Source organism: Mesorhizobium sp. ISC11 (assembly GCF_037162595.1).
GTDB classification, from domain to species: Bacteria; Pseudomonadota; Alphaproteobacteria; order Rhizobiales; family Rhizobiaceae; genus Mesorhizobium; species Mesorhizobium ciceri.
Genome location: NZ_JAVSPW010000001.1, coordinates 340484 through 360594, shown reverse-complemented (window position 1 = coordinate 360594; position 20111 = coordinate 340484). Strand labels below are relative to the sequence as shown.

Genomic DNA, 20111 nt, shown 5'->3' with positions numbered 1-20111 from the left:
CTGCCAGTGCTTTGGGAAGTCCGGCGCCTAGAACACCAACTCCCCCACGAGATAGACCCCAAGCGCCAGCAACCCCGCGAAGAACACTTTGCGGAAGGTCTCGACGCTCATCTTCTGGCGCAGCGCCTGGCCGGCGAACATGCCGGCCAGCGCCGGCACAAGGGCTGCGACCGACCCCACCAGTTGCGCACTCGGCGACGCCAGGGCGCCGGTCCTGAACAACCCGATGGCAAGAGCCGCCGTCGACACGGTGAAGGACAGGCCGAGCGCCTGGATCAGGTCTTCTTTCTCCAGCCGCAGCGACTGCAGATAGGGCACCGCCGGGATGACGAAGACGCCGGTGGCGCCGGTGACCAGCCCGGTCGCCACCCCGACCAGCGGTGACATCAAGGCTTCGCGGCGCGCCGGCGTGGTGAAGCCGGCTTTGGCGAGGCCGAGGATCGCATAAAGCACCAGTGCGGCGCCCAGCCCCGCTGAGGCCGCGCCCGTATGCGTGCCGGTCAGCAGGCCGGCGCCGGCAACGGTGCCGAGCATCACGCCGGCCATCATCGTCCACAGCCGCTTGCACAGCCGGCCGAAGGACGGGCCGGTCAGCAATTGCCAGAGGTTGGTAACCAGCGACGGGATCAGCAGCAGTGCCGCGGCCTGTGCTGGCGGCATCGTTACCGCCAGCAGCCCCATCGCCACGGTCGGCAGCCCCATGCCGACGACGCCCTTGACGAAGCCGGCGGCGAGGAACACGGCGGCGATCCAGGCGAGGATGCCGGCGCTCAGCATGATCGTATCTTCAGGGCCGGATCAGTCATGCAGCAGCATATCGGTTGCTTCGGCATCCGGGCTGGCGGCCTTTGCCGGCGCCGCATCGCGGCTGGTGGATACGACCGTCGCCGCGCATCCCCGCAGGCCTGATCCCGCTCGCGCCATGGCAAGGCCGGCCACGGCAATGGCCAGCACGATCGCCGTGCTTTCAAGAATGCCTAGCCGGCCTGATGTTCGTTCGTTCATCACAAGATCTCCTTCGAAACTGTTTGACGAAGATCCCGGCCGATCACAATGTGGAAGTTGCGCTGCCAGCCTTCGGCCACGACGAAGGCTAGCTGGCCGACCGCCTTCCCGGCGCTGAATATTCGCAGGAGCAAGAGAATGCGCTTCGATCTGGTCGATCTCCGCCTGTTCCTGCTGGTGGCCGAACGCGGCAGCATCACCCATGGCGCCGAGCTTGCCGGACTGGCCCTGGCGTCGGCCAGCGCCCGCATCAAGGGCATGGAGGAGCGGCTTGGCGCGCCGCTGCTGGAGCGCCGCCGCCGTGGTGTGGTGCCGACGGCGGCGGGACAGGCGCTGCTGCATCATGCGCGCGCGGTGCAGAACCAGATCGAGGCGATGGCCGGCGACCTCGCCGCCTATGCCACGGGCTTGCGCGCCCGTGTACGGCTGATGGCCAACACCGCCGCCACAGCCGAGTTGCTGCGCGAGATCCTGCCCGCCTTCCTTGTCGCGCACCCCGGCATCGACATCGAACTCGACGAGCGCCCCAGCCATGAGATCGCGCAAGCCGTGGCCAGTGGTGCGGCCGATCTCGGCATCGCCGCCACCTGGGCCGGCCTTGCGCACCTCGAGCAGAAACCGTTCTTCATAGACCGGCTGGTGGTGATCGCCGCGCGAAACCGGCCCGGCCTTGAAGGCCGCACCGTCAGCCTCACCGAAATTCTCGGCGAATCCTTCGTCGGCCTCAGCACCGGCCATGCGCTGCAGGAGCACATCGCCCGCCAGGCCGCCCGCCTTGGCGGCCATCTGCATGTCCGCATCCGCGTGCCCGGCCTCGACAATGTCTGCCGGCTGGTCGCGCAAGGTGCCGGCATCGCCATCGTGCCGGAAAGTGCCGCCCGCCGCTCGGCGCGGACGCTGCGCACACTGCGGCTGACCGATGACTGGGCAACGCGCCAGCTCAACCTCTGCGCCCGCCGCTTCGACGAGTTGACACCGCAGGCAAAATTGCTCGCGACAGCGCTGGCGTGAGCCGGACAGCGAGCACCTATCCCCATCAGCGCTGAATCATTGCCTTGCTTTTCAAATATTCGTGACGTAGCTTGTTTGCACATTGGCAAAAAAATCGCCAAACTTTTTTCTTTTTGTGAAAGACGGGGACTTTGCGGGAACATCTCGATCTGACCGATCGGCGGCTGGTCAAACAGCTGTCGCAGGACGCACAGCCGGGCATCAACCGGATCGCCGAGATCTTGGCGATTTCGGTACCGACGGTGCGCACGCGGCTGCGCAACCTGCTCGACCGCAACCTGCTCAAGATCGTCGGGCTGCTGAACCTGACCGAGCGCCCCGAGCTGATCTCCGCCATTGTCGGCATCAATGCCCAAGGGCGCGGCCGGGCCCGCGAACTGGCGCAGCGCATTGCCGAACTGCCCTTCGTCAACTCGGCTTCGGTGGTCACCGGGCGCTTCGATATCATCGTCGACGTGACGGTGGCCGGTGACGTCGCCGATCTCTACCGCGTCACCAGCGAGCTGATCCCCGGCGCCGGCGAGCCAGGCGAAGTCGTGCGCAGCGAGACATTCGTCGTCATGGCGTCCTGCAACAAATGGGTCAGCCTGCCGGAAGGCTGCTGGTCGGACGACCGCAAGGAGCCGGCATGAAGATCGCGGTACTCGGCGGCCTCGGCCTGCAAGGCCGGGCGGCAATCACCGACCTCGTCGCCAGTGACGGCGTCGAGGAAATCGTCTGCGTCGATACCGCAGCGGACGGCCCGGCCCGGCTTGCCGGCCTGACCGATCTTGCCCGCGTGCGCTTCGTCGTGCCTGAGGGCGCGATCGGCCCGGCGCTGGCCACTGTGCTTGATGATGTCGACGCCGTCATCGACCTGTTGCCGCAGCCGCTGATGCGCGAGGCGGTGCAGGCCGCGATCGCCACGCGCACGCCGCTGGTCACCACCAACTACGCCAAGTCGATCGCCGACCTGGCGCCGGCCGCCGAACAGGCCGGTGTCTCGATCATGACCGAATGCGGGCTCGACCCCGGCATCGACCTCGTGCTCTACGCGCGCGCCGCCAGACAGTTCGACTCGATCTCTTCGATCGATTCCTATTGCGGCGGCATCCCCGAGCCGAAGGCGATGGCCAAGCCGCTGTGCTACAAGGTGAGCTGGAATTTCGACATGGTCCTGGTCAGCCAGAACCGCGACAGCGTGATGATTGAGGACGGGAACCGTGTCGCGGTGCCTGCCGGCCAGCAGCACGACAATCCGTTCATCCATGAAATCGAGGTTGCCGGTCTCGGCAGGCTCGAAGCCTTCCCCAATGGCGACGCGCTGCACTATGTCGAGATGCTGGACGCCGCAAAAGGGCTGCGCCGCTCCGGCCGCTACACACTGCGCTGGCCGGGATGGTCGGCCTTCTGGGCGCCGTTGAAGGAACTCGGTTTCCTCTCTGAGGACAAGGTGCCCGGCACCTCCAACAGCCCGCGCGAATTCCTTGGCCGGCTGCTCGGCCCGCAATTGCAATACGGCCCCGGCGAAAAGGATCTTTGCGTGATGCGCAATGTCTTTTCCGGCCTCGAAGGCGGCCGCGCCAAGACGGTGACGTCGGACCTGATCATCGAACGCGATCTCGTTTCCGGCCTGTTCGGCATGAGCCTCGGCGTCGGCTATCCCGCCAGCATCGTGGCGCAGATGCTGGCGAGGGGCGAGATCACCAGACCCGGCTTTTTGAACCCGCTGCTGGATGTGCCCGACATCAGGTTCTTCGATGAATTGGCCAGGCGTGGCATCACGGTTTCCGAGACGGTGGCACGGGACTGAGGCGAAAGATTTTCGAACGGTGGCTGCCGCCGGCAACGGCGCTGCCGCTCAAAAAGGAGCCCAAGGAGAACCGCGGGCACACATTAACGACAACAGGGAGGAATACCGAAATGAAGATTGCCAGACTTTTCATCGCCGGAAGACTTTTCATCGCCGGGCTTGCGCTCGCCGGGCTCACCGCTGCGGCCAGTGCGGGTACGCTCGACGACATCACCAAGCGCGGCGAATTGCGCGTCGCCGTCCAGACCCAGGGACCGCCCTTCTCGCTGGTCGGCGCCAATGGCGAACGCACCGGCAGTTCGGTCGAACTGGCCGAACTGATGGCCAAGGAAATGGGTGTGAAAATCACCTTCCTCGACTTCGACTGGGATGGTTTGATCCCGGCGCTGCTGTCGGGCAAGGCCGACCTGCTGGTCGCCGACATGACACCGACGCTGGCGCGCGGCATGAAGGTCGCGTTCACCACGCCTTACATGTACACGGGCAGCACCGTCTTCACCAAGGCCGACAGCAAGTTCAAGACCACCGAGGACTGCAAGGCCAAGGGCACCAAGATCGCCGTGCTGCTCGGCGCCACCGGCGAGAAGGAAGCCAAGAACGCCTTCCCCGATGCCGACATCAAGAGCTACAAGGGTGGCGGTCCGCTGCTGCTCGACGCCGTCAACAACGGCCAGGCCGATTGCGGCGTCAACGACGTCTCGGCGGTCAAGGGCCAGTCGACCGCCTATCCGGCCGGCACCTTCACCATCATGCCGGACCTTCTGTCGAAGGAGCCGCTTGCCTTCGCCACCCGCTATGACGAGCCGGACCTGTTGATCTGGATGAACCTGTTCCTCAACCAGGTCACTATCGACGGCCGACTGCAGAAGAACCTCGACTACTGGGTCAATTCCGACGCCTGGAAGAAGGATCACTAAGCAGCGATAAATCCAGGCGGTTTCGCGCGCATCTTAAACGCCGCGAAGCCGCCCGGAATTTCGTTTCATCTGTCGTTGCCTGCGCTCTGGGGATTTCACCCAACGATGCTCGAAAATTTCAGTTTCCGCACCATCGTCGAATACCTGCCGTTGTTCGGACAGGGCCTGGTCACGACCGTTTGGCTGTCGGCGCTGTCCTTTGTCGGCGCGCTCATCGTCGGCATCGTGCTGTGCGCCATGAATCTGCAGCGCGGCTGGCTGTTTCGCGCCCCGGCCAAGGCCTATATCGATGCGGTGCGTGCCACGCCCTTGCTGGCGCAGCTCTATTTTCTTTATTTCGGCCTGCCCCGGCTCGGCTTCGTTCTGCCGGAACTCGTCGTCGGCATCCTCGCGTTGTCGCTGAACAGCGGCGCCTATATCGCTGAAATCATTCGCGCCGGCATCCTGTCGATCCCGCGCGGCCAGGTCGAGGCCAGCGTCGCTTCGGGCATGACCTATGTCCAGCGCATGCGCCTTGTCGTCCTGCCGCAAGCCTTCAAGGTGACGATCCCGCCGCTGCTCGGGCAGGCGATCGTGCTGGTCAAGGATTCCGCCCTTTTGTCGCTGATCTCGGTTTCGGAACTGACGCGCGCCGGTCAATTGCTCGCCTCCGACCGCTTCATGCCGGCGGAAGGTTTCCTCACCATCGCCGCCTTCTATCTGCTGCTCTATTACGGCCTGAAAGGACTGGCTGGGCTCTCCAGCCGCTGGCTCGGCACAGCGGGGGCGCGGACATGATCTGGCAACAACTGCAAAGCCTCGCCGGCTCCTATCCACTGGCCCTGCGCGGCCTCGGCATGACCGTGTTGCTGTCGCTGATCAGCCTGGTGCTCGGCACGCTGCTCGGCTTCGCCCTCGGCATCCTGCGCACCGGCGGCAACCGTCTGATCTCGGGCTTGATCGGCGCCTGGGTCGACCTGATCCGCGGCACGCCGTTCCTGGTGCAGATCTTCCTGATCTTCTTCATCCTGCCGGAGTTCGGCATCGAGCTCGACGCCTTCACCGCCGGCATCATCGCGCTGACCAATCTGGCTGCCTGCTTCATCTGCGAGATCGTCGTCGCCGGCATCCGCTCGGTACCGACCGGCCAGGTCGAGGCGGCACTGGCGTCCGGCCTGTCGCGCTGGCAGCGCATGCGCCAGGTGGTGCTACCGCAGGCCATGCGCATCGTGCTGCCGCCGCTGGTCGGGCAGTATGTGCTGCTGATCAAGGATTCTTCCGTCGTCTCGGCCATCGGCCTCACCGACCTCACCCGCGTCGGCTGGCTGGTGGTGCAGCGTGTGCCCAACGGCCTGCTGGTCTTCTTCCTTGTCGGCGCCGGCTATTTCATCGTCTGCTATCCGCTGATCATGCTGGCCCGCCGGCTGGAGCAGCGCATGGGCGCGGCGCATGGCGAGGTGCAGTTGTGACTTCCAACCCCAAAGGTCCAGAAAACATGACCAAAACGGGCCTTGCCAAAACCGGCATGATCGACTTTCGCGGCGTCAACAAGTGGTTCGGCTCGCTCAATGTGCTCAAGGACATCACGCTCAGCGTCGAACCGCGCGAAGTGGTCGTCGTCTGCGGCCCGAGCGGCTCCGGCAAGAGCACTCTGATCCGCTGCGTCAACGGCCTGGAGGCGATCAAGGACGGCGATCTCGTCGTCGACGGCCAGCGCCTGGGCGACCCAGCCACCAACATGACCCAGCTGCGCACCGAGATCGGCTTCGTCTTCCAGTCGTTCAACCTCTACCCGCATAAGACGGCACTCGAAAACGTCACGCTCGCCCCCATCCATGTCCGCAAGATCCCGCGTGCCGAAGCCGAAAAGGCCGGCCGCGAATTGCTGGCCAAGGTAGGCCTCGCCGACAAGGTCAATGCCTATCCAGCACAGCTCTCCGGCGGCCAGCAGCAGCGCGTGGCGATCGCGCGTTGCCTCGGCATGCGGCCCAAAATCATGCTGTTCGACGAGCCGACCTCGGCGCTCGATCCCGAGATGATTTCCGAAGTGCTCGACGTCATGGTCGCGGTCGCCGAGGAAGGCATGACCATGATGGTGGTGACGCACGAGATGGGCTTTGCCCGCAAGGTCGCCCAGCGCGTGGTGTTCATGGACGCCGGCGCCATCGTCGAAAGCGGCACGCCCGACGAGTTCTTCTCACACCCCAAGACCGACCGCAGCCGCGCTTTCCTGAGCAAGATTCTGCGGCACTAAAGGCGGGCGGTCAGGTCGCCTCTTCCGCGCTGCCGCCAATCGCAAACGCCGCCGGGCCGCCGCGCCGCCTGAGCAGCGCGATGGCGAGGAAGGCGATGACCCCGCTCGCGGCGACGACTACCAGCACCCACAAGGAATTGGCGACGGATGTTCGTGTCATCATGAAGGCGAGCGCGAACGGCGCGAAGGCCGAGGTGAACTGACGGGCGGCGCTCGCCCATCCCAGCCGCGCGCCATAGCCTTCGCGGCCGAAGAGTTCGAGCGGCAAGGTGCCGCCGACGATGCTGGTGAGGCCGGAGCCGAGGCCGAACAGGAACACGAACACGAAGGCGCCGGGCAGCCATGGCGTGGTCAGCAACAGCGCACACAGCCCGGCCGTGAGCAGTGACGCGGCAATGACGGCAAGGTGCGTCTGCTGCAGCCGCCCGCCAAACAGCATGTTGATCAACCGGCTGGCGACCTGCGCCGGCCCGAACAGGGTCGAGACGAAGAGGCCTGCGGTGCCGAGCCCAAGGGCCGCCGTCAGCGGCACCATGTGGATGAGGATCGCCGACAGCACAAAGCCCTCGGTGGCGAACCCCGCCAGCATCAGCAGGAATGCGGCCCGGCCGCGCCGCGCATCGAGCGGCATTCCCGCTTCATCGGGAGCGGAACCGCGCTCATGCGGCGTGACCGTTGCGTGGCGACGCGACAGGCGCATCAGCCAGGCGTGGATCGGCAGGCATAGGCCGAGATTGAGAGCGGCGAACAAAAGGTAGACCTCGCGCCATGTGAGATGCGCATGCAGCGCCGAGGTCAGCGGCCAGAACAGGGTAGAGGCGAACCCGGCGATCAGCGTCAGATGGGTGATGCTGCGTTGCGGCCGGGGAACCCCGACCTGCACGATCGCCACGAAAGCAGCGCTGTAGAGGACGAAGCTGGAGGCCAGTTCCATCGCCAGCAATCCCAGAACGAAGCTCACGCGGCCGGGTGCGACGGCGCACAGCGCCAGCGCCACAGCCGCCGCGACCGAGCCGACGGTCATGATGCGGCCGGCGCCGAAGCGGTCGGCCCACCGCCCGGCAGTCGGCGCGAACAGGCTGCCGGCAAACAGCGAGGCCGACAGGGCTGCGAATACCCAGCCTTCCGTGAGCCCGAACTCGCGTGCCATTGCCGGCGCCAGGATCGAGAAGCTGTAATAGAGCGTGCCGTAGCCGATGATCTGGGTCAGCCCAAGCGCCCAGATTGCCTTGCGCAGGACGGACCGGTCAGGCATCGATGCCGGCCGATACGGCTCTTCTCGGCTCGGCATCGGTTGCGCAGCCGCAACCCGACGCGCCCGTTGCCTTGGCGGCCGCATCCCTGACGCAGCAGGCATCGACAGCGGCGGGAGCAGGCCCGCCACAGCAGCCGGCGCTTTCCGATACCGTCGCGACACCGACGGCACTGCACACGCCGGTCTCCGGCAGCACCAGCCGCACCTCGCGGGCCGCGGCATGGTCTCCGGCAATATCGGCCACCACCGAGCGGACCTGCTCGTAGCCGGTCGCCATCAGGAAGGTCGGGGCACGGCCGTAGGATTTCGAGCCGACGATGGTGAAACCGGGTTCGGGCTGCGCGAGCTCCGCAATGCCATGCGCGGGAACCGTGCCGCATGAGTGGAAGTTCGGATCGATCAGCGGCGCCAGTGCCGGCGGCGCTTCGACGACGGGATCAAGCGCGATGCGGATTTCGCCGAGGAACGACAGGTCTGGCCTGAAGCCGGTGGTGACGACGATGCGGTCCACGGCCATGCTGAACGGCTTGCCGGCGAGGTGGGCGTCGACGGCAAGCTTCTCGCCTTGCGTCTCGATGCGGTCGACGGCGAAGCCCGTCAGCATGTTCAGCCTGCCGTCCGCCATCGCCTGCCTGGCGGCCAGCCCAAGCGCACCACGTTCCGGCAATTGGTCGTTCAGCCCGCCGCCGAGCAATCTCTCGATGCTGGCGTGCCGCAGCGCCCAGAAGATCTCGGTGCCAGGCGCGCCATCCTGCAACTCCATCAGCGCCAGCGCGACGTTGATGGCCGAGTGCCCGCCGCCGATGACCAGGATGCGCTTGCCCGCATAGTCTTCTCTCGCCTTGCCGACCACGTCGGGAATGCCATAGGCGATGCGTGCCGACGCCTTGCCTTCGCCGGCAACCGGCAGCCCGTCGATGCCGATCGGGTTTGGCCGCCACCATGTTCCGGATGCGTCGATGACGGCGCGTGCGAGAAAGCGGTGCTCACCGCCGCCATCGCGGTAGCGGATGACGAAGGGCGCGTCCTTGCGGCCGTCATTGGCGACCTTGTCGTGCCCCTGACGGGTGATCGCGGTGACCTCGGCGCCGAGCTTCAGATTGGCGGCGATCGCCGGAAGCCGGCCAAGCGGCGCCAGATAGTCGCGCACGATCTCGCCGCCGGTCGGCAGGCCCTGGCTGTCCGGCGCCGTCCAGCCGGAGCGGTCGAGCAGCGCCCGCGCCGCCGCGTCGATGTTGTATTCCCAAGGCGAGAACACCCGCACATGGCCCCATTCGAGCAGTGCGGCCCCAACGCTTTCGCCGCGCTCCAGGATGAGTGGACAGATGCCGCGCTCGACCAGATGCGCCGCGGCGGCAAGGCCGACCGGGCCGGCGCCAATTACCGCGACGGGAAGATCTGTCATCATGTCCATAGGTTCGATCCTTCCGGTATCTTCGAATTATACGCGCAGAAAAATCAGGCCAGTGCTTTGCCGACGGCGGGCGCACAGGCGTCGGCGCAGCACTCGTCAGCGAGATAGCCGATCAGCGCATTCATGCCGGGATAGTTGGCGCGGCAGATCAGCGTCGTCGCTTGCCGTTCCTGCGTGACAAGCCCGGTATCGACCAGCCGTTTGAGGTGATGCGACAGCGTGGAGGACGGAATGTCGAGCCTGCCCTGGACGCTGCCGACGGCAAGCCCGTCATCACCGGCGCGTACCAGGATGCGATAGAGCTGAAGCCGCGTCGGATTGCCGAGCGCTTCAAGCTGCGCGGCTGCTTTTTCGAGTTTCATGGAAATAAGCTACGCGGCACTTTTCGCGCCGTCAACCCAATTTCGAAAATTATGGAAATAGCATCAGCCGGCGCGCTTGCCCGAGGCGTAAATGACCACCTCGCCATCCTCCTTGGTGAACGTGCCGATGTCCGGATTGGGCAGAATGTCCAGCACCTTTTCCGACGGCCGCGCCAGCACGACGCCGAGCGGACTGACGACGATCGGCCGGTTGATCAGGATCGGATGTGCCAGCATGAAATCGAGGATCTGCTGGTCGGACCATTTCGGGTCGGCAAGGCCGAGTTCGGCATAGAGTGTGCCCTTCTCGCGCAGCAGGGCGCGCGGTGTAATGCCCATCGCCGCGATCAGTTCGACCAACCTTTCGCGCGATGGCGGCGTCTTCAGATATTCGATCACCTCCGGCTCCTCGCCCGACTGGCGGATCATGGCCAACGTGTTGCGCGACGTGCCGCAACTGGGATTGTGGTAGATGGTGATGGTCATTTCGAGGTCCTCTCAGCCGACATGGTATTCCGGACGGCGCCGCCCATCTCGTACCAGCCCTTGCTGCGGTTCACGATCCACACCACCGACAGCATGACCGGAACCTCGATGAGCACCCCGACCACGGTGGCAAGGGCCGCGCCAGAATTCAGCCCGAACAGCGCGATCGCGGCGGCCACCGCCAGCTCGAAGAAGTTCGACGCGCCGATCAGCGCCGATGGTCCAGCCACGCAGTGCCGTTCGCCGCTGAGGCGGTTGAGCAGATAGGCAAGACCGGAATTGAAATAGACCTGGATCAGGATCGGCACCGCCAGCAGCACGATCACCAATGGTTGCGCGATGATCTGCTCGCCCTGGAAGCCGAACAGCAGCACCAGCGTCGCCAGCAAGGCAACCAGCGACAGAGGCTGCAGCGTGGCAAGCAGGGCCTCAAGCCCGGCCTGTCCCCTCGCTGCCAGCAGCCGGCCACGAACCAACTGCGCGACGATCACCGGCGCGACGATGTAGAGTGCGACCGACAGCATCAGCGTGCCCCATGGCACGGTGATCGCCGACAGGCCGAGCAGCAGGCCGACGATTGGCGCGAAAGCAACGATCATGATAGCGTCGTTGAGCGCTACCTGCGACAGCGTGAAATTCGGCTCGCCGCGCGTCAGGTTCGACCAGACGAAAACCATCGCCGTGCAGGGCGCCGCGGCAAGGATGATCAGCCCGGCAATGTAGGAATCGATCTGCACGGCGGGCAGCCACGGCCGGAACAACCAGCCGATGAAGAGCCAGCCCAGCAGCGCCATCGAGAACGGCTTCACCGCCCAGTTGATGAACAGCGTCACGCCGATGCCGCGCCAATAGGTGCCGACCTTGGCCAGCGAGGCGAAATCGACGCGCAAGAGCATCGGCACGATCATCAGCCAGATCAGCACGGCGACAGGAATGTTGACCCTGGCGATCTCGGCCAACGCGATGGCGCCGAACACGCCCGGCAGCAGATGGCCAAGCGCGATGCCCGCGACGATGCACAGTGCCACCCACACCGTCAGATATTTCTCGACGAAGCCGATGCCGGGCCGCACCGCCTCAGCTGTGTTCAGAGCATGATCGGTCATGATGGCTTCCTTGTTCGAACGGCGCGCGGCGGACAGTCACAAGCCCCTCAGCAGTCACAGGTCACGGCATTGATGACCGGGCGGCAGAGCTCCGGCGCGCCATTGCAGCAATCTTCCATCAGATAGGCCAGCAGGTCGCGCAAGCCGGTCATGTCGGCGACATAGCGCACGGTCCTTCCGTCGCGTTCGGGACGGATCAGCCCGGCATGGGCGAGCACCTTCAGATGCGCCGACATGGTGTTCTGGACCGTGTCCAGCCTCGTTGCGATCTCGCCGGCTGGAATGCCTTCCGGGCCGGCACGCACGAGCAGCCGGAAGACATCCAGCCGCGTCTCCTGGCCAAGTGCGGCCAGCGCGTTCAAAGTGCCCTTCCTATTCATATATCCAAATCCTTGGATTTATGGATTCGTGAATATCGACTCCCCCGCGATCTGTAAAGGGTGTCCGCCGCTATGATGTGACGGCAAGCACCTTTCCCGTATCGTGCTGGCGCACGAAGTCCACCCGGGCACCGTCCCAGTGGTAGCTGTAGTGGCGGCCCTGCACTGGAACGGCAATGACGTCGGGCCAGAAGATGCCGATGCAGCCGCCGCCCGGCATACGCACGCTGTTCCACACCAGCCCGTCGCTGCCTGCTGCCCGCAGCGCCCGCCCTTCCGCCTGCGAGGCGGAATAGTCGTCCGGGTCGAGCACGCCGGGTACGGCGTTGACATCATCGAGATCGCGGTCGACGCTGCCGATCAGCACGCGGAAATCCGCCGTCCAGCCTGGCCCCTCGTTGGTGGCGCCCATGAATTTCTGATGGTGGTGGATGGTCTCGGCCAGCGCCACCTCCTCGCTGTCGCCCGCATAATAAATCCCGTAGCTCCCATCCGAGAAGCGGCCTGGTCTGAGCGTCGAGCAATGCACGAAGGGCGCCATCACGAAACTGGCGCCGGGGCCGGAAACCCGCCTTGCGGCAGCCACCTTGCCGAGGTCGCCGATCTCGAACCGTACGCGCGGGTTGGTCTTCGCCTCGACGGCGGCCAGCGCCTCCCAGTCGCGCGGGTCGGCAATGTCTTCGAACAGGTCGATCGGTGGGTGGATGGAACGGATGATGCGGAAGGTCTGGTGCCAGTCGACGCGGCGACGGACCGCAAGCCCACTCACCATGCACCACGCTCCGCATCGAGCCATTCGCGCATCGCCGAGAGATCGGAGATTTCGCCGCGCAGCATCAGGTCGAGCGCCGACTGGCCGCCAAAGGTGGCATTGGGCTTGCGGATCCAGGCATAGCCGCGCGCCGGCTCCGTGAAGAGGTAGCGCAGGCCCTTGTGGATGCCCATCAGATGCGCCATGCGGGTGCGCAGGTCACGGTCGATCCTGCCGACGCCACCTTCCTTCGCCCCAGTCTTCCAACGCGCCCAGGTCCGCGCCGACATGCCGCCGAGCAGGATGCAGGCCTCCAGGTCGGTGAGGTTCCAGGCCTTGAACAGATTGACCGTGGTGCGCGCCAGCGCGCCCGCTTCTTCATCCGAGATAGCGGCTCCGAACGTGGCCGGCGTGGTGACGATGGATTGAAGCTGCATTGCGTTCACCTTGCTGATTGGCAGATATATAGCATGCATTTGCCAATTGGCAAGAATGCGGAGATGGCAAGGCTTGGCTGCAAAATGAAAAGGCGCGGCCACACCGCAGGCCGCGCCCTTTATTGCATCACACTGTACGGTGCCTACTCAGCCGCCTCATATCCCGCGATGCCCTTGATCTCGAGGAAATCCTCAAGTCCGTATTCGGCATATTCGCGGCCATTGCCCGACTGCTTGTAGCCGCCGAACGGCAGGCCGGCGTCCCACTGGGGATAGTTGATGTAGACATTGCCGGTGCGCATGCGCGCCGCGACTTCGCGCGCCTTCTTCATGTCCTTGGCCTGGATGTAGGAGGCGAGGCCATAGACGGTGTCGTTGGCGGTCTCGACCACCTCGTCGACGCTGTCATAGGGCATGATCGCCAGTACCGGCCCAAAGATCTCCTCGCGCGCGATGCGCATGTCGTGGGTAACGTCGGCGAACACTGTCGGCCTGACATAGTAGCCGCGGTTGAGTTCGGCCGGACGGCCGGGGCCGCCGGCGACCAACGTCGCACCCTCGTCGATGCCGGCCTGGATCAGGTCCTGGATCTTGTCGAACTGAACCTGGCTGACGACCGGGCCGAGCTTGGTGCCGGCAGCGTCGGCCGGACCGACGGTGAATTTTTCCGCCGCAACCTTGGCATAGCGGGCCGCCTCGTCATGGCGCTCGCGCGGCACGAACATGCGCGTTGGCGCGTTGCAGGACTGGCCGCTGTTGCTGAAGCAACCGGCCACGCCCTTGCTGACCGCGCTTGCGAGGTCGACGTCGGGGAACAGAATGTTGGCCGACTTGCCACCAAGCTCCTGATGCACGCGCTTGACCGTGTCGGCGGCGGCCTTGGCCACCAGGATGCCGGCGCGGGTCGAACCGGTGAACGACATCATGTCGATGTCAGGATGGCTGGACAACGCCTGGCCGACGCCCGGTCCGTCGCCATTGACGAGGTTGAAGACGCCCTTCGGCACGCCGGCCTCGTCGAGGATCTCGGCGAAGATGATGGCGTCGAGCGGCGCGATCTCGGATGGCTTGAGCACCATGGTGCAGCCGGCGGCGAGCGCCGGACCCACCTTGCAGGTGATCTGGTTGAGCGGCCAGTTCCACGGCGTGATCAGCCCGACGACACCGATCGGCTCCTTGACCACGAGATGATTGCCCTTCACGTGGCGGAATTCGAAAGCCTTCAGCGTCTCGGCCATTTTGGTCAGATGCGCCAGCCCAATGCCGACCTGGCTGTCCAACGCCATCTGGCGCGGCGCGCCCATCTCGCGCGACACGGCAACCGCAAGATCGCTACTGCGCTTCTTGTAGACCGCGATGATGCGATTCAACAGGTCGAGCCGCTCGCTAACTTCGGTGAAACCAAAGCCGTTGAAGGCGCGCTTGGCGGCAGCCACCGCCTTGTCGACATCGGCCCTGGAGCCGAGCGAAATCTGCGCAAAAGCGTCCTCATTCGAGGGATCGATGACGTCCAATGGGTTGGGCACAACAGGATCGACCCACGCGCCATCGATGTAGAACTGCAGATTGTGTGACATGGTTTTCTCCTTGGCCGCATGGTCGCGCCGGGCCGTCATATCTGGCTGGAAATAACGATGCACAAACGCCGCTGTCAAACACAACCCCCGAAGTGGTTGAGCCAATGCGGCAGTGATTGAGCCAGAGCGGTTGGGCAGCAACCGGCTTGGTGAGGATGGACTACAGCAAGGTATGCCCGGCCTCGACCAGAAACCGCCTCGCCGCGGCCTGATCCGTGGCTTTCACCAGGAGATGGTCGCCATCGAAAGTGGACACCACGAAGATGCCCAACCCGTTTTCCGACAACGGCCTGATGACCGACAGCACGATACCGGTTTCGTCGAAGGCGAACGGGCCCAGGAGCTTGAAGGCCACCCAGTCGATATCCTGCTTGACGGCATGCGGCACGCGGTCCTGCAGGCAAACGATCGAAAGCTCGTCGTCGGTCCTTGTGATGCTGACGAAGCCTGGTCCGTCCGCCCAACCGGGAATGGTTTCGCCCGCCGCCAGCCGGGAAACCGCGTAAGACCCCGGGAGTTGCTTAAGCCTGACCTTGGCAGCCATTATCGAAATCCTTCCTCAGATCGCCGGTGATCCCACTAGCCTCTTGCTCATATAGACCGTCATGCCGCCCATGAACGGCTCGTCCCGATCCACGATATAGCCCTGCCTCTTGTAGAGCGATACGTTCGCCTCGAACGCGCCATTGGTCAGCAGGCGAAGCTCGTCGCGGCCCGACTCGATCGCCTTGCGCTCGGCCCACTCCAGCAACAGCCGGCCAATCCCCCTGCCCTGCGCATCCGGTGCGACACAGACATTCTCGATCCACAGGTGATCCTCGGCCAGCATGGTTTCAATCATTCCCACGATCCGATCATCCTCGACGGCGAGATCGAACGGATGCTCGGCAACAGCCTTCTCGTAGTCGGCGCGCATCGGCAGAGGCTCGCGGCCGATCACCGCTACCCATTTGGCATAGGCGGCGCGCACGATATCCCGGATCGCGGCGGCGTCAGCGGGCGCGGCCGGCCGAAGCCGGATGGAAGAATTGTTTGTCATCAAACTGCTCCAGACATGAAAAATCCCGCCGGCGGTTTCGCGGGCGGGGCTGGAAACGAAAGAACCGGGTCTATCCTGCCGGTCTTTGTCGTCGCGCAGTCAGCTTGCCGCTCCGCACTGTGCAGGGCGACGTCGCTTGGTGTTGGCAGGCGCGAAAACGAACATGGCGCCAAGTTGGAACAGGAAGCACGGCGATGTCAAGGCGACCGCTCGATCGACAGTGTCTCGCATCGGCGACAAGGTTCTGGTCCTCGCGCCCGCAGGGCATAGAATCGCTATATGCTTTGTGCCAACGGCAGCTGATCGATGGGCAAACTATGACCGGGACGCTGAACAAAGCGGTGCGGATGGTGGCCATCCTGAACCTGGCCTATTTCGGGATCGAATTTGCCGTAGCCGTTTGGATCGGATCGGTATCGCTGTTCGCGGACAGCATCGATTTTCTGGAGGACGCATCCGTCAATCTCCTGATCATGGTCGCGTTGGGCTGGACCGTCCGCAATCGAGCGCGGCTCGGAATGGCGCTGGCCGGGATACTTCTGATCCCCGCATTGGCGACCCTTTGGACAGCCTGGGAGAAATTCAACATTCCAATTCCGCCAGCTCCCGTTCCGCTAACGCTCACGGCGGCTGGCGCGATGCTCGTCAACCTGTCGTGCGCGCTCATGCTCGCTCGCTATCGCCATCACAGCGGCAGCCTCACCCGCGCCGCCTTCCTGTCGGCGCGCAACGACGTCCTGGCCAATGTGGCAATCATTGCCGCCGGCCTGGTCACGGCATTTGTGTGGAATTCGGCTTGGCCCGATATTGTCATTGGGCTGGCAATCGCCGTCATGAATGCGGATGCTGCCCGCGAGGTTTTCACGGCCGCAAGACGCGAGTTCGCAGAAGGCCAAATTTCAAACTGAAACGCTGCCGCCCGATCCGCGCACGATCCCCTCAACTCCTGCGCCGTCGGCCGGAATGGCTACCCGGTCGTCGAGTGCCCGCAGCCTGCGCCTGGCTCTAGCGATCGATCCTTGCTTCCTGTTGCGGAGAATAGCGCGCTCCCTGTACGGCGATCGCCGAGACCGCGTTCTCGATGTCGGCAGTTCGCCGTCAGCGCGACAGTGACCGATCCGATGTTCTCTTCGAGGCGATTGAGCTTGGTGGTGCCGGGGATCGGAACGATCCAGGGCTGTATCTGCCAAGCGCGGGAGCGATATCGGAGAATGGGCTTTTCAGCCTTGGAACATCGGTCATGTTGGTCTCCTTCGTAGAGTTCGGGCGTTGAACTCGGCGCCACGCGCCGATACCTGGTCAAATCCCGTATTGTTCGTCGCTGACATGCTCCAACCAGTCGACGACCTTGCCGTCGAGCGCTTCGGCGATAGCGATGTGGCTCATCGCCGTGGTCGGCGCGGCGCCATGCCAATGCTTCTCTCCGGGCGCGAACCAGACGATGTCGCCGGGCTGGATCGATTCGATCGGGCCGCCCTCGCGCTGCGCCAGGCCGGCGCCCGACAGGACGATCAGCGTCTGGCCGAGCGGATGCGTGTGCCAGGCGGTGCGCGCGCCGGGCTCGAAAGTCACGGTGGCGCCGCCGACCCGGGCGGGCTCGCTGCCCTTGAACGGCGCGTCGATGCGCACCGCACCGGTGAAATAGTCGGCCGATCCCTTGGCCGAGGCCTGAGAGCCGTTTCGCGTGATGTCCATGGTTTTGTCCCTTCCTGGCAACAGCCATGACACGACCGCCCGGCTTTAGAGACGGCCGGAGGTGCCCGGTGTGATAACGCCTATCTAGGGTCTGCGATTGGTGCCGATTAGGTGCTATATCCAGCATGATCTTATGAAGGGGGCTCATGAATGCCACGTGACAACCTGAACGAGCTAACCGCCTTCCTCGCTGTGGCGCGCGAGGAAAGCTTCACCAGGGCGGCGGCCAAGCTCGGGGTTTCCCAATCGGCGCTCAGCCACACGGTGCGGGCGCTGGAGGAGCGGCTGGGTGTACGGCTCCTGACCCGCACCACGCGCAGCGTGTCGCCCACCGAAGCCGGGGAGCGGCTGCTTCGCACCGTCGGGCCGCGGCTGGACGAGATCGAGACCGAGCTCATTGCCTTGAACGCATTGCGGGAAAAACCCGCCGGCACCATCCGCATCAGCGCCGGTGAGCACGCCGCCGATGCGGTCCTGTGGCCGGCGATCGCCCCGCTGCTGCCCGACTATCCCGACATCAAGGTCGAGATCATCGTCGACTATGGACTGACCGACATCGTCGCCGAGCGCTTCGACGCCGGCGTGCGGCTGGGCGAACAGGTGGCGCGCGACATGATCGCGGTGCGCATCGGCCCCGATATGCGCATGGCGGTGGTCGGCTCGCCAGCCTATTTCGCTACCCGACCAAAGCCGCGCACGCCGCAGGACCTGACCACCCACAATTGCATCAATCTGCGGCTGCCCACCTATGGCGGGCTCTATGCCTGGGAGTTCGAGAAGGCCGGACGCGAGCTGAAGGTTCGGGTCGAAGGCCAGCTTGTGTTCAACACGGCCGCGCTGCGCATGAACGCGGTGCTCGCCGGCCTCGGCCTTGCCTATCTGCCTGAGGAGCAGGTGACGGGCCATCTGGCCAACGGCCGGCTGGTGCGTGTGCTCGCCGACTGGTGCGGGCCCTTCCCCGGCTACCACCTCTATTACCCCAGCCGCCGGCAAGCCACGCCGGCCTTCTCGCTGCTGGTCGACGCGCTGCGCTACCGGGGCAAGGTGTAAATCGGTGAGCAGCTTCCACCCGGCTTTGACTCGCCGCCGCCTGCGGTGACTATCCCCGGAAATGGTCGCGGAACCATTTCCGCGGCACCGCGTTCACTGCGGTTAACTGGAACTCCTATACGTGGCGCAAGTGACGAAAACCTCGAGCTCGACCTTTGATCTGCCCCACCAAATCCTCGATAATCTTCCCGTAGCAATCTACACCACCGACACCGAAGGCAAGATCACCTATTTCAATCGGGCCGCGGCAGATTTCGCTGGGCGCGAACCCGAGCTCGGAAAAGACCAATGGTGTGTGACGCACAAGCTGTTCACGACCGACGGTGAAATGTTGCCGCATGACCAATGCCCGATGGCTGTCGCGCTAAAAGAGAACCGGCCGGTCAGAAACCAGTCGGCTATCTCCCAACGCCCGGACGGCACGCGTGTGCCGTTCCTTCCCTATCCCACGCCGCTTCATGACGAGCAGGGCAGACTGGTCGGCGCCGTCAATATGCTGTTCGATCTCACTGACCGCCATCATGCCGACGAGGCCAGGCATCATCTGTCAGCCATCGTGGAGTCTTCCTTCGATGCCATCGTCAGCAAGGATTTGAACGGAGTCATCAGGAGCTGGAACTCAGCCGCCCAACGTCTGTTCGGTTACACCGCCGACGAAGCAATCGGAAGGTCGGTAACTATGCTGATACCGGACGACCATTTGGACGAAGAGCCGCGCATATTGGAGCGCATCCGCAAAGGCGAGCAGGTCGAGACCTACGAAACCATCCGCCGCCGCAAGGACGGCAGCCTTGTGCCCGTATCCCTGACAATCTCGCCGGTGCGCAACGCCGTCGGGCAGATCGTCGGCGCCTCGAAGATCGCCCGCGACATATCAGTAGCCAAGGAGAACGAATATCGCATCCGCATGCTGATGCGCGAGGTCAACCACCGGGTGAAGAACCAGTATTCCGTCATCATCTCGATGATCCGGGAGACCAGCAAGCGGTCATCGACGCCGGCCCAGTTCGAACGTCAGGTGCGCGAGCGCATCATGGCGTTGTCGCTCTCGCATGACCTTCTGGTTTCCGGCGACTGGAAGGGCGCCACGATCTTCGAACTGCTGCTTGCGCAGGCCAAACCGTTCGGCAACGAGGAGCGGATCTCAATGTCGGGCCCTTCCCTGACGCTGAGCCCCAATGCCGTCCAGTACCTCGGCATAGCGTTTCATGAACTCGCGACCAATTCCGCTAAATACGGCGTCCTTTCGGCCGCAGAGGGAACGATAACGGTGCAATGGAAGGTAACCGGACTGGTCGGCCAGAAACAGTTCCAGCTGATCTGGAAAGAGAGAGATGGTCCTGAAGTACAGACGATCGGCCATGGTGGTTTCGGCAGCGTGGTGCTGCGGCGCGTCGCTCCAGCCGCGGTGAGCGGCACCGGTGTTCTCGAGCATGATAGCCACGGTGTCACCTGGACGCTGCAAGCACCGTTGACCCAACTTGAGGCCTCGGTTGACAGCGAGCACGTTGATCAGCGTGCATTGGACCAGGTGATGAGCGGACACGAATTCGGAATTGTTCCCTGAACTTGGGCACTGGCAACAGGACTACGGCCCGCTA

Annotated in this window: 24 protein-coding genes; 10 read left to right on the top strand and 14 right to left on the bottom strand. The window is 64.3% G+C overall.

The genetic code is table 11. From position 1 onward, the window contains the following. Positions 1–27: 27 nt before the first annotated feature. Both RPF88_RS01865 and RPF88_RS01860 read right to left on the bottom strand, forming a co-directional pair. The gene (locus RPF88_RS01865; protein ID WP_337121598.1) at positions 28–777 is read right to left on the bottom strand and encodes a sulfite exporter TauE/SafE family protein; all 750 of its coding nucleotides are present in this window, start codon (positions 775–777) and stop codon (positions 28–30) included. A 21-nt stretch (positions 778–798) separates the two neighbouring features. Then, positions 799–1005, bottom strand: coding sequence for a hypothetical protein (locus tag RPF88_RS01860; RefSeq protein WP_224675006.1), 207 nt, complete (start codon positions 1003–1005; stop codon positions 799–801). A gap of 138 nt (positions 1006–1143) precedes the next feature. On the opposite strand from RPF88_RS01860, the gene RPF88_RS01855 reads away from it, so the two are divergent. The 7 genes from RPF88_RS01855 (at position 1144) to RPF88_RS01825 (ending at position 6958) form a co-directional block, all read left to right on the top strand. Beyond that, positions 1144–2016: a LysR substrate-binding domain-containing protein gene (locus RPF88_RS01855; protein WP_337121597.1), complete on the top strand. Its 873-nt coding sequence runs from the start codon at positions 1144–1146 to the stop codon at positions 2014–2016. Between the two features lie 131 nt (positions 2017–2147). Continuing rightward, positions 2148–2648, top strand: coding sequence for an Lrp/AsnC family transcriptional regulator (locus RPF88_RS01850; protein WP_023813263.1), 501 nt, complete (start codon positions 2148–2150; stop codon positions 2646–2648). Further along, complete coding sequence (locus tag RPF88_RS01845; protein WP_337121596.1) at positions 2645–3808, top strand: saccharopine dehydrogenase family protein; 1164 nt, start codon at positions 2645–2647, stop codon at positions 3806–3808. Before RPF88_RS01850 ends, RPF88_RS01845 begins: the two co-directional genes overlap by 4 nt. A 110-nt stretch (positions 3809–3918) precedes the next feature. Next, entirely contained in the window at positions 3919–4725 is an 807-nt protein-coding gene (locus tag RPF88_RS01840; RefSeq protein ID WP_013530558.1) for an ABC transporter substrate-binding protein, read from the top strand. Between the two features lie 105 nt (positions 4726–4830). Further along, the gene (locus tag RPF88_RS01835; RefSeq protein ID WP_013530557.1) at positions 4831–5502 is read left to right on the top strand and encodes an amino acid ABC transporter permease; all 672 of its coding nucleotides are present in this window, start codon (positions 4831–4833) and stop codon (positions 5500–5502) included. Further along, entirely contained in the window at positions 5499–6173 is a 675-nt protein-coding gene (locus RPF88_RS01830) for an amino acid ABC transporter permease (RefSeq protein WP_013530556.1), read from the top strand. The genes RPF88_RS01835 and RPF88_RS01830 overlap by 4 nt, the downstream gene beginning before the upstream one ends. Before the next feature lie 26 nt (positions 6174–6199). Next, a complete protein-coding gene (locus RPF88_RS01825) occupies positions 6200–6958 on the top strand; it encodes an amino acid ABC transporter ATP-binding protein (RefSeq protein WP_081714189.1) in 759 nt (252 codons plus the stop codon). Positions 6959–6968: 10 nt separating this feature from the next. Here RPF88_RS01825 and arsK read toward each other — a convergent pair whose 3' ends face one another. From arsK to RPF88_RS01770, 11 genes are all read right to left on the bottom strand, one after another. Continuing rightward, a complete protein-coding gene (gene arsK / locus RPF88_RS01820; protein WP_337121595.1) occupies positions 6969–8213 on the bottom strand; it encodes an arsenite efflux MFS transporter ArsK in 1245 nt (414 codons plus the stop codon). Next, positions 8206–9627, bottom strand: coding sequence for an NAD(P)-binding domain-containing protein (locus RPF88_RS01815; RefSeq protein WP_337121594.1), 1422 nt, complete (start codon positions 9625–9627; stop codon positions 8206–8208). The genes arsK and RPF88_RS01815 overlap by 8 nt, the downstream gene beginning before the upstream one ends. 44 nt (positions 9628–9671) lie before the next feature. Next, positions 9672–9989 carry an ArsR/SmtB family transcription factor gene (locus RPF88_RS01810; RefSeq protein ID WP_337121593.1) on the bottom strand — a complete coding sequence of 106 codons (318 nt, stop codon included), beginning with the start codon at positions 9987–9989 and terminating at the stop codon, positions 9672–9674. A 63-nt stretch (positions 9990–10052) separates the two neighbouring features. Continuing rightward, positions 10053–10475, bottom strand: coding sequence for an arsenate reductase (glutaredoxin) (gene arsC, locus RPF88_RS01805; protein ID WP_337121592.1), 423 nt, complete (start codon positions 10473–10475; stop codon positions 10053–10055). Continuing rightward, positions 10472–11581 (bottom strand): ACR3 family arsenite efflux transporter, encoded by a 1110-nt coding sequence (arsB, locus tag RPF88_RS01800; protein ID WP_063168659.1) that lies wholly within the window; start codon positions 11579–11581, stop codon positions 10472–10474. Before arsB ends, arsC begins: the two co-directional genes overlap by 4 nt. Positions 11582–11628: 47 nt before the next feature. Then, positions 11629–11961: an ArsR/SmtB family transcription factor gene (locus RPF88_RS01795; RefSeq protein ID WP_013530549.1), complete on the bottom strand. Its 333-nt coding sequence runs from the start codon at positions 11959–11961 to the stop codon at positions 11629–11631. Between the two features lie 70 nt (positions 11962–12031). After that, entirely contained in the window at positions 12032–12733 is a 702-nt protein-coding gene (locus tag RPF88_RS01790; protein WP_337121591.1) for an RES family NAD+ phosphorylase, read from the bottom strand. Further along, positions 12727–13149 (bottom strand): MbcA/ParS/Xre antitoxin family protein, encoded by a 423-nt coding sequence (locus RPF88_RS01785; RefSeq protein ID WP_063172669.1) that lies wholly within the window; start codon positions 13147–13149, stop codon positions 12727–12729. The genes RPF88_RS01790 and RPF88_RS01785 overlap by 7 nt, the downstream gene beginning before the upstream one ends. A gap of 143 nt (positions 13150–13292) precedes the next feature. Continuing rightward, positions 13293–14726 carry an aldehyde dehydrogenase family protein gene (locus tag RPF88_RS01780; protein WP_127368567.1) on the bottom strand — a complete coding sequence of 478 codons (1434 nt, stop codon included), beginning with the start codon at positions 14724–14726 and terminating at the stop codon, positions 13293–13295. A gap of 160 nt (positions 14727–14886) precedes the next feature. Next, positions 14887–15270 carry an ACT domain-containing protein gene (locus RPF88_RS01775; protein ID WP_063172670.1) on the bottom strand — a complete coding sequence of 128 codons (384 nt, stop codon included), beginning with the start codon at positions 15268–15270 and terminating at the stop codon, positions 14887–14889. A 15-nt stretch (positions 15271–15285) separates the two neighbouring features. Further along, positions 15286–15765, bottom strand: a complete 480-nt coding sequence (locus tag RPF88_RS01770; protein ID WP_337121590.1) for a GNAT family N-acetyltransferase — start codon at positions 15763–15765, stop codon at positions 15286–15288. Positions 15766–16082: 317 nt separating this feature from the next. On the opposite strand from RPF88_RS01770, the gene RPF88_RS01765 reads away from it, so the two are divergent. Beyond that, the gene (locus RPF88_RS01765) at positions 16083–16673 is read left to right on the top strand and encodes a cation transporter (protein ID WP_064994082.1); all 591 of its coding nucleotides are present in this window, start codon (positions 16083–16085) and stop codon (positions 16671–16673) included. A gap of 391 nt (positions 16674–17064) precedes the next feature. Here the strand turns inward: RPF88_RS01765 and RPF88_RS01760 are convergent, their stop codons facing one another. Continuing rightward, positions 17065–17460, bottom strand: a complete 396-nt coding sequence (locus RPF88_RS01760) for a (R)-mandelonitrile lyase (protein WP_027160872.1) — start codon at positions 17458–17460, stop codon at positions 17065–17067. A gap of 150 nt (positions 17461–17610) precedes the next feature. Here RPF88_RS01760 and RPF88_RS01755 point away from each other — a divergent pair, with 150 nt between their 5' ends. Together RPF88_RS01755 and RPF88_RS01750 are read left to right on the top strand one after the other, a co-directional pair. Further along, the gene (locus RPF88_RS01755) at positions 17611–18510 is read left to right on the top strand and encodes a LysR family transcriptional regulator (RefSeq protein ID WP_337121589.1); all 900 of its coding nucleotides are present in this window, start codon (positions 17611–17613) and stop codon (positions 18508–18510) included. A gap of 121 nt (positions 18511–18631) precedes the next feature. Then, positions 18632–20077 carry a sensor histidine kinase gene (locus tag RPF88_RS01750; protein ID WP_337121588.1) on the top strand — a complete coding sequence of 482 codons (1446 nt, stop codon included), beginning with the start codon at positions 18632–18634 and terminating at the stop codon, positions 20075–20077. The last annotated feature ends 34 nt before the right edge of the window (positions 20078–20111 follow it).

Bases quoted from the DNA above. Each gene is read 5' to 3' on its own strand.
- RPF88_RS01810 (WP_337121593.1), bottom strand. From the start codon at position 9,989: ATGAAACTCGAAAAAGCAGCCGCGCAGCTTGAAGCGCTCGGCAATCCG.
- RPF88_RS01785 (WP_063172669.1), bottom strand. From the start codon at position 13,149: ATGCAGCTTCAATCCATCGTCACCACGCCGGCCACGTTCGGAGCCGCT.
- RPF88_RS01780 (WP_127368567.1), bottom strand. From the start codon at position 14,726: ATGTCACACAATCTGCAGTTCTACATCGATGGCGCGTGGGTCGATCCT.
- arsC (WP_337121592.1), bottom strand. From the start codon at position 10,475: ATGACCATCACCATCTACCACAATCCCAGTTGCGGCACGTCGCGCAAC.
- arsB (WP_063168659.1), bottom strand. From the start codon at position 11,581: ATGACCGATCATGCTCTGAACACAGCTGAGGCGGTGCGGCCCGGCATC.
- RPF88_RS01840 (WP_013530558.1), top strand. From the start codon at position 3,919: ATGAAGATTGCCAGACTTTTCATCGCCGGAAGACTTTTCATCGCCGGG.
- RPF88_RS01835 (WP_013530557.1), top strand. From the start codon at position 4,831: ATGCTCGAAAATTTCAGTTTCCGCACCATCGTCGAATACCTGCCGTTG.
- RPF88_RS01865 (WP_337121598.1), bottom strand. From the start codon at position 777: ATGCTGAGCGCCGGCATCCTCGCCTGGATCGCCGCCGTGTTCCTCGCC.
- RPF88_RS01845 (WP_337121596.1), top strand. From the start codon at position 2,645: ATGAAGATCGCGGTACTCGGCGGCCTCGGCCTGCAAGGCCGGGCGGCA.
- RPF88_RS01815 (WP_337121594.1), bottom strand. From the start codon at position 9,627: ATGGACATGATGACAGATCTTCCCGTCGCGGTAATTGGCGCCGGCCCG.
- RPF88_RS01765 (WP_064994082.1), top strand. From the start codon at position 16,083: ATGACCGGGACGCTGAACAAAGCGGTGCGGATGGTGGCCATCCTGAAC.
- RPF88_RS01795 (WP_013530549.1), bottom strand. From the start codon at position 11,961: ATGAATAGGAAGGGCACTTTGAACGCGCTGGCCGCACTTGGCCAGGAG.
- RPF88_RS01860 (WP_224675006.1), bottom strand. From the start codon at position 1,005: ATGAACGAACGAACATCAGGCCGGCTAGGCATTCTTGAAAGCACGGCG.
- RPF88_RS01755 (WP_337121589.1), top strand. From the start codon at position 17,611: ATGCCACGTGACAACCTGAACGAGCTAACCGCCTTCCTCGCTGTGGCG.
- RPF88_RS01770 (WP_337121590.1), bottom strand. From the start codon at position 15,765: ATGACAAACAATTCTTCCATCCGGCTTCGGCCGGCCGCGCCCGCTGAC.
- RPF88_RS01760 (WP_027160872.1), bottom strand. From the start codon at position 17,460: ATGGACATCACGCGAAACGGCTCTCAGGCCTCGGCCAAGGGATCGGCC.
- RPF88_RS01825 (WP_081714189.1), top strand. From the start codon at position 6,200: ATGACCAAAACGGGCCTTGCCAAAACCGGCATGATCGACTTTCGCGGC.
- RPF88_RS01790 (WP_337121591.1), bottom strand. From the start codon at position 12,733: ATGGTGAGTGGGCTTGCGGTCCGTCGCCGCGTCGACTGGCACCAGACC.
- RPF88_RS01775 (WP_063172670.1), bottom strand. From the start codon at position 15,270: ATGGCTGCCAAGGTCAGGCTTAAGCAACTCCCGGGGTCTTACGCGGTT.
- arsK (WP_337121595.1), bottom strand. From the start codon at position 8,213: ATGCCTGACCGGTCCGTCCTGCGCAAGGCAATCTGGGCGCTTGGGCTG.
- RPF88_RS01855 (WP_337121597.1), top strand. From the start codon at position 1,144: ATGCGCTTCGATCTGGTCGATCTCCGCCTGTTCCTGCTGGTGGCCGAA.
- RPF88_RS01830 (WP_013530556.1), top strand. From the start codon at position 5,499: ATGATCTGGCAACAACTGCAAAGCCTCGCCGGCTCCTATCCACTGGCC.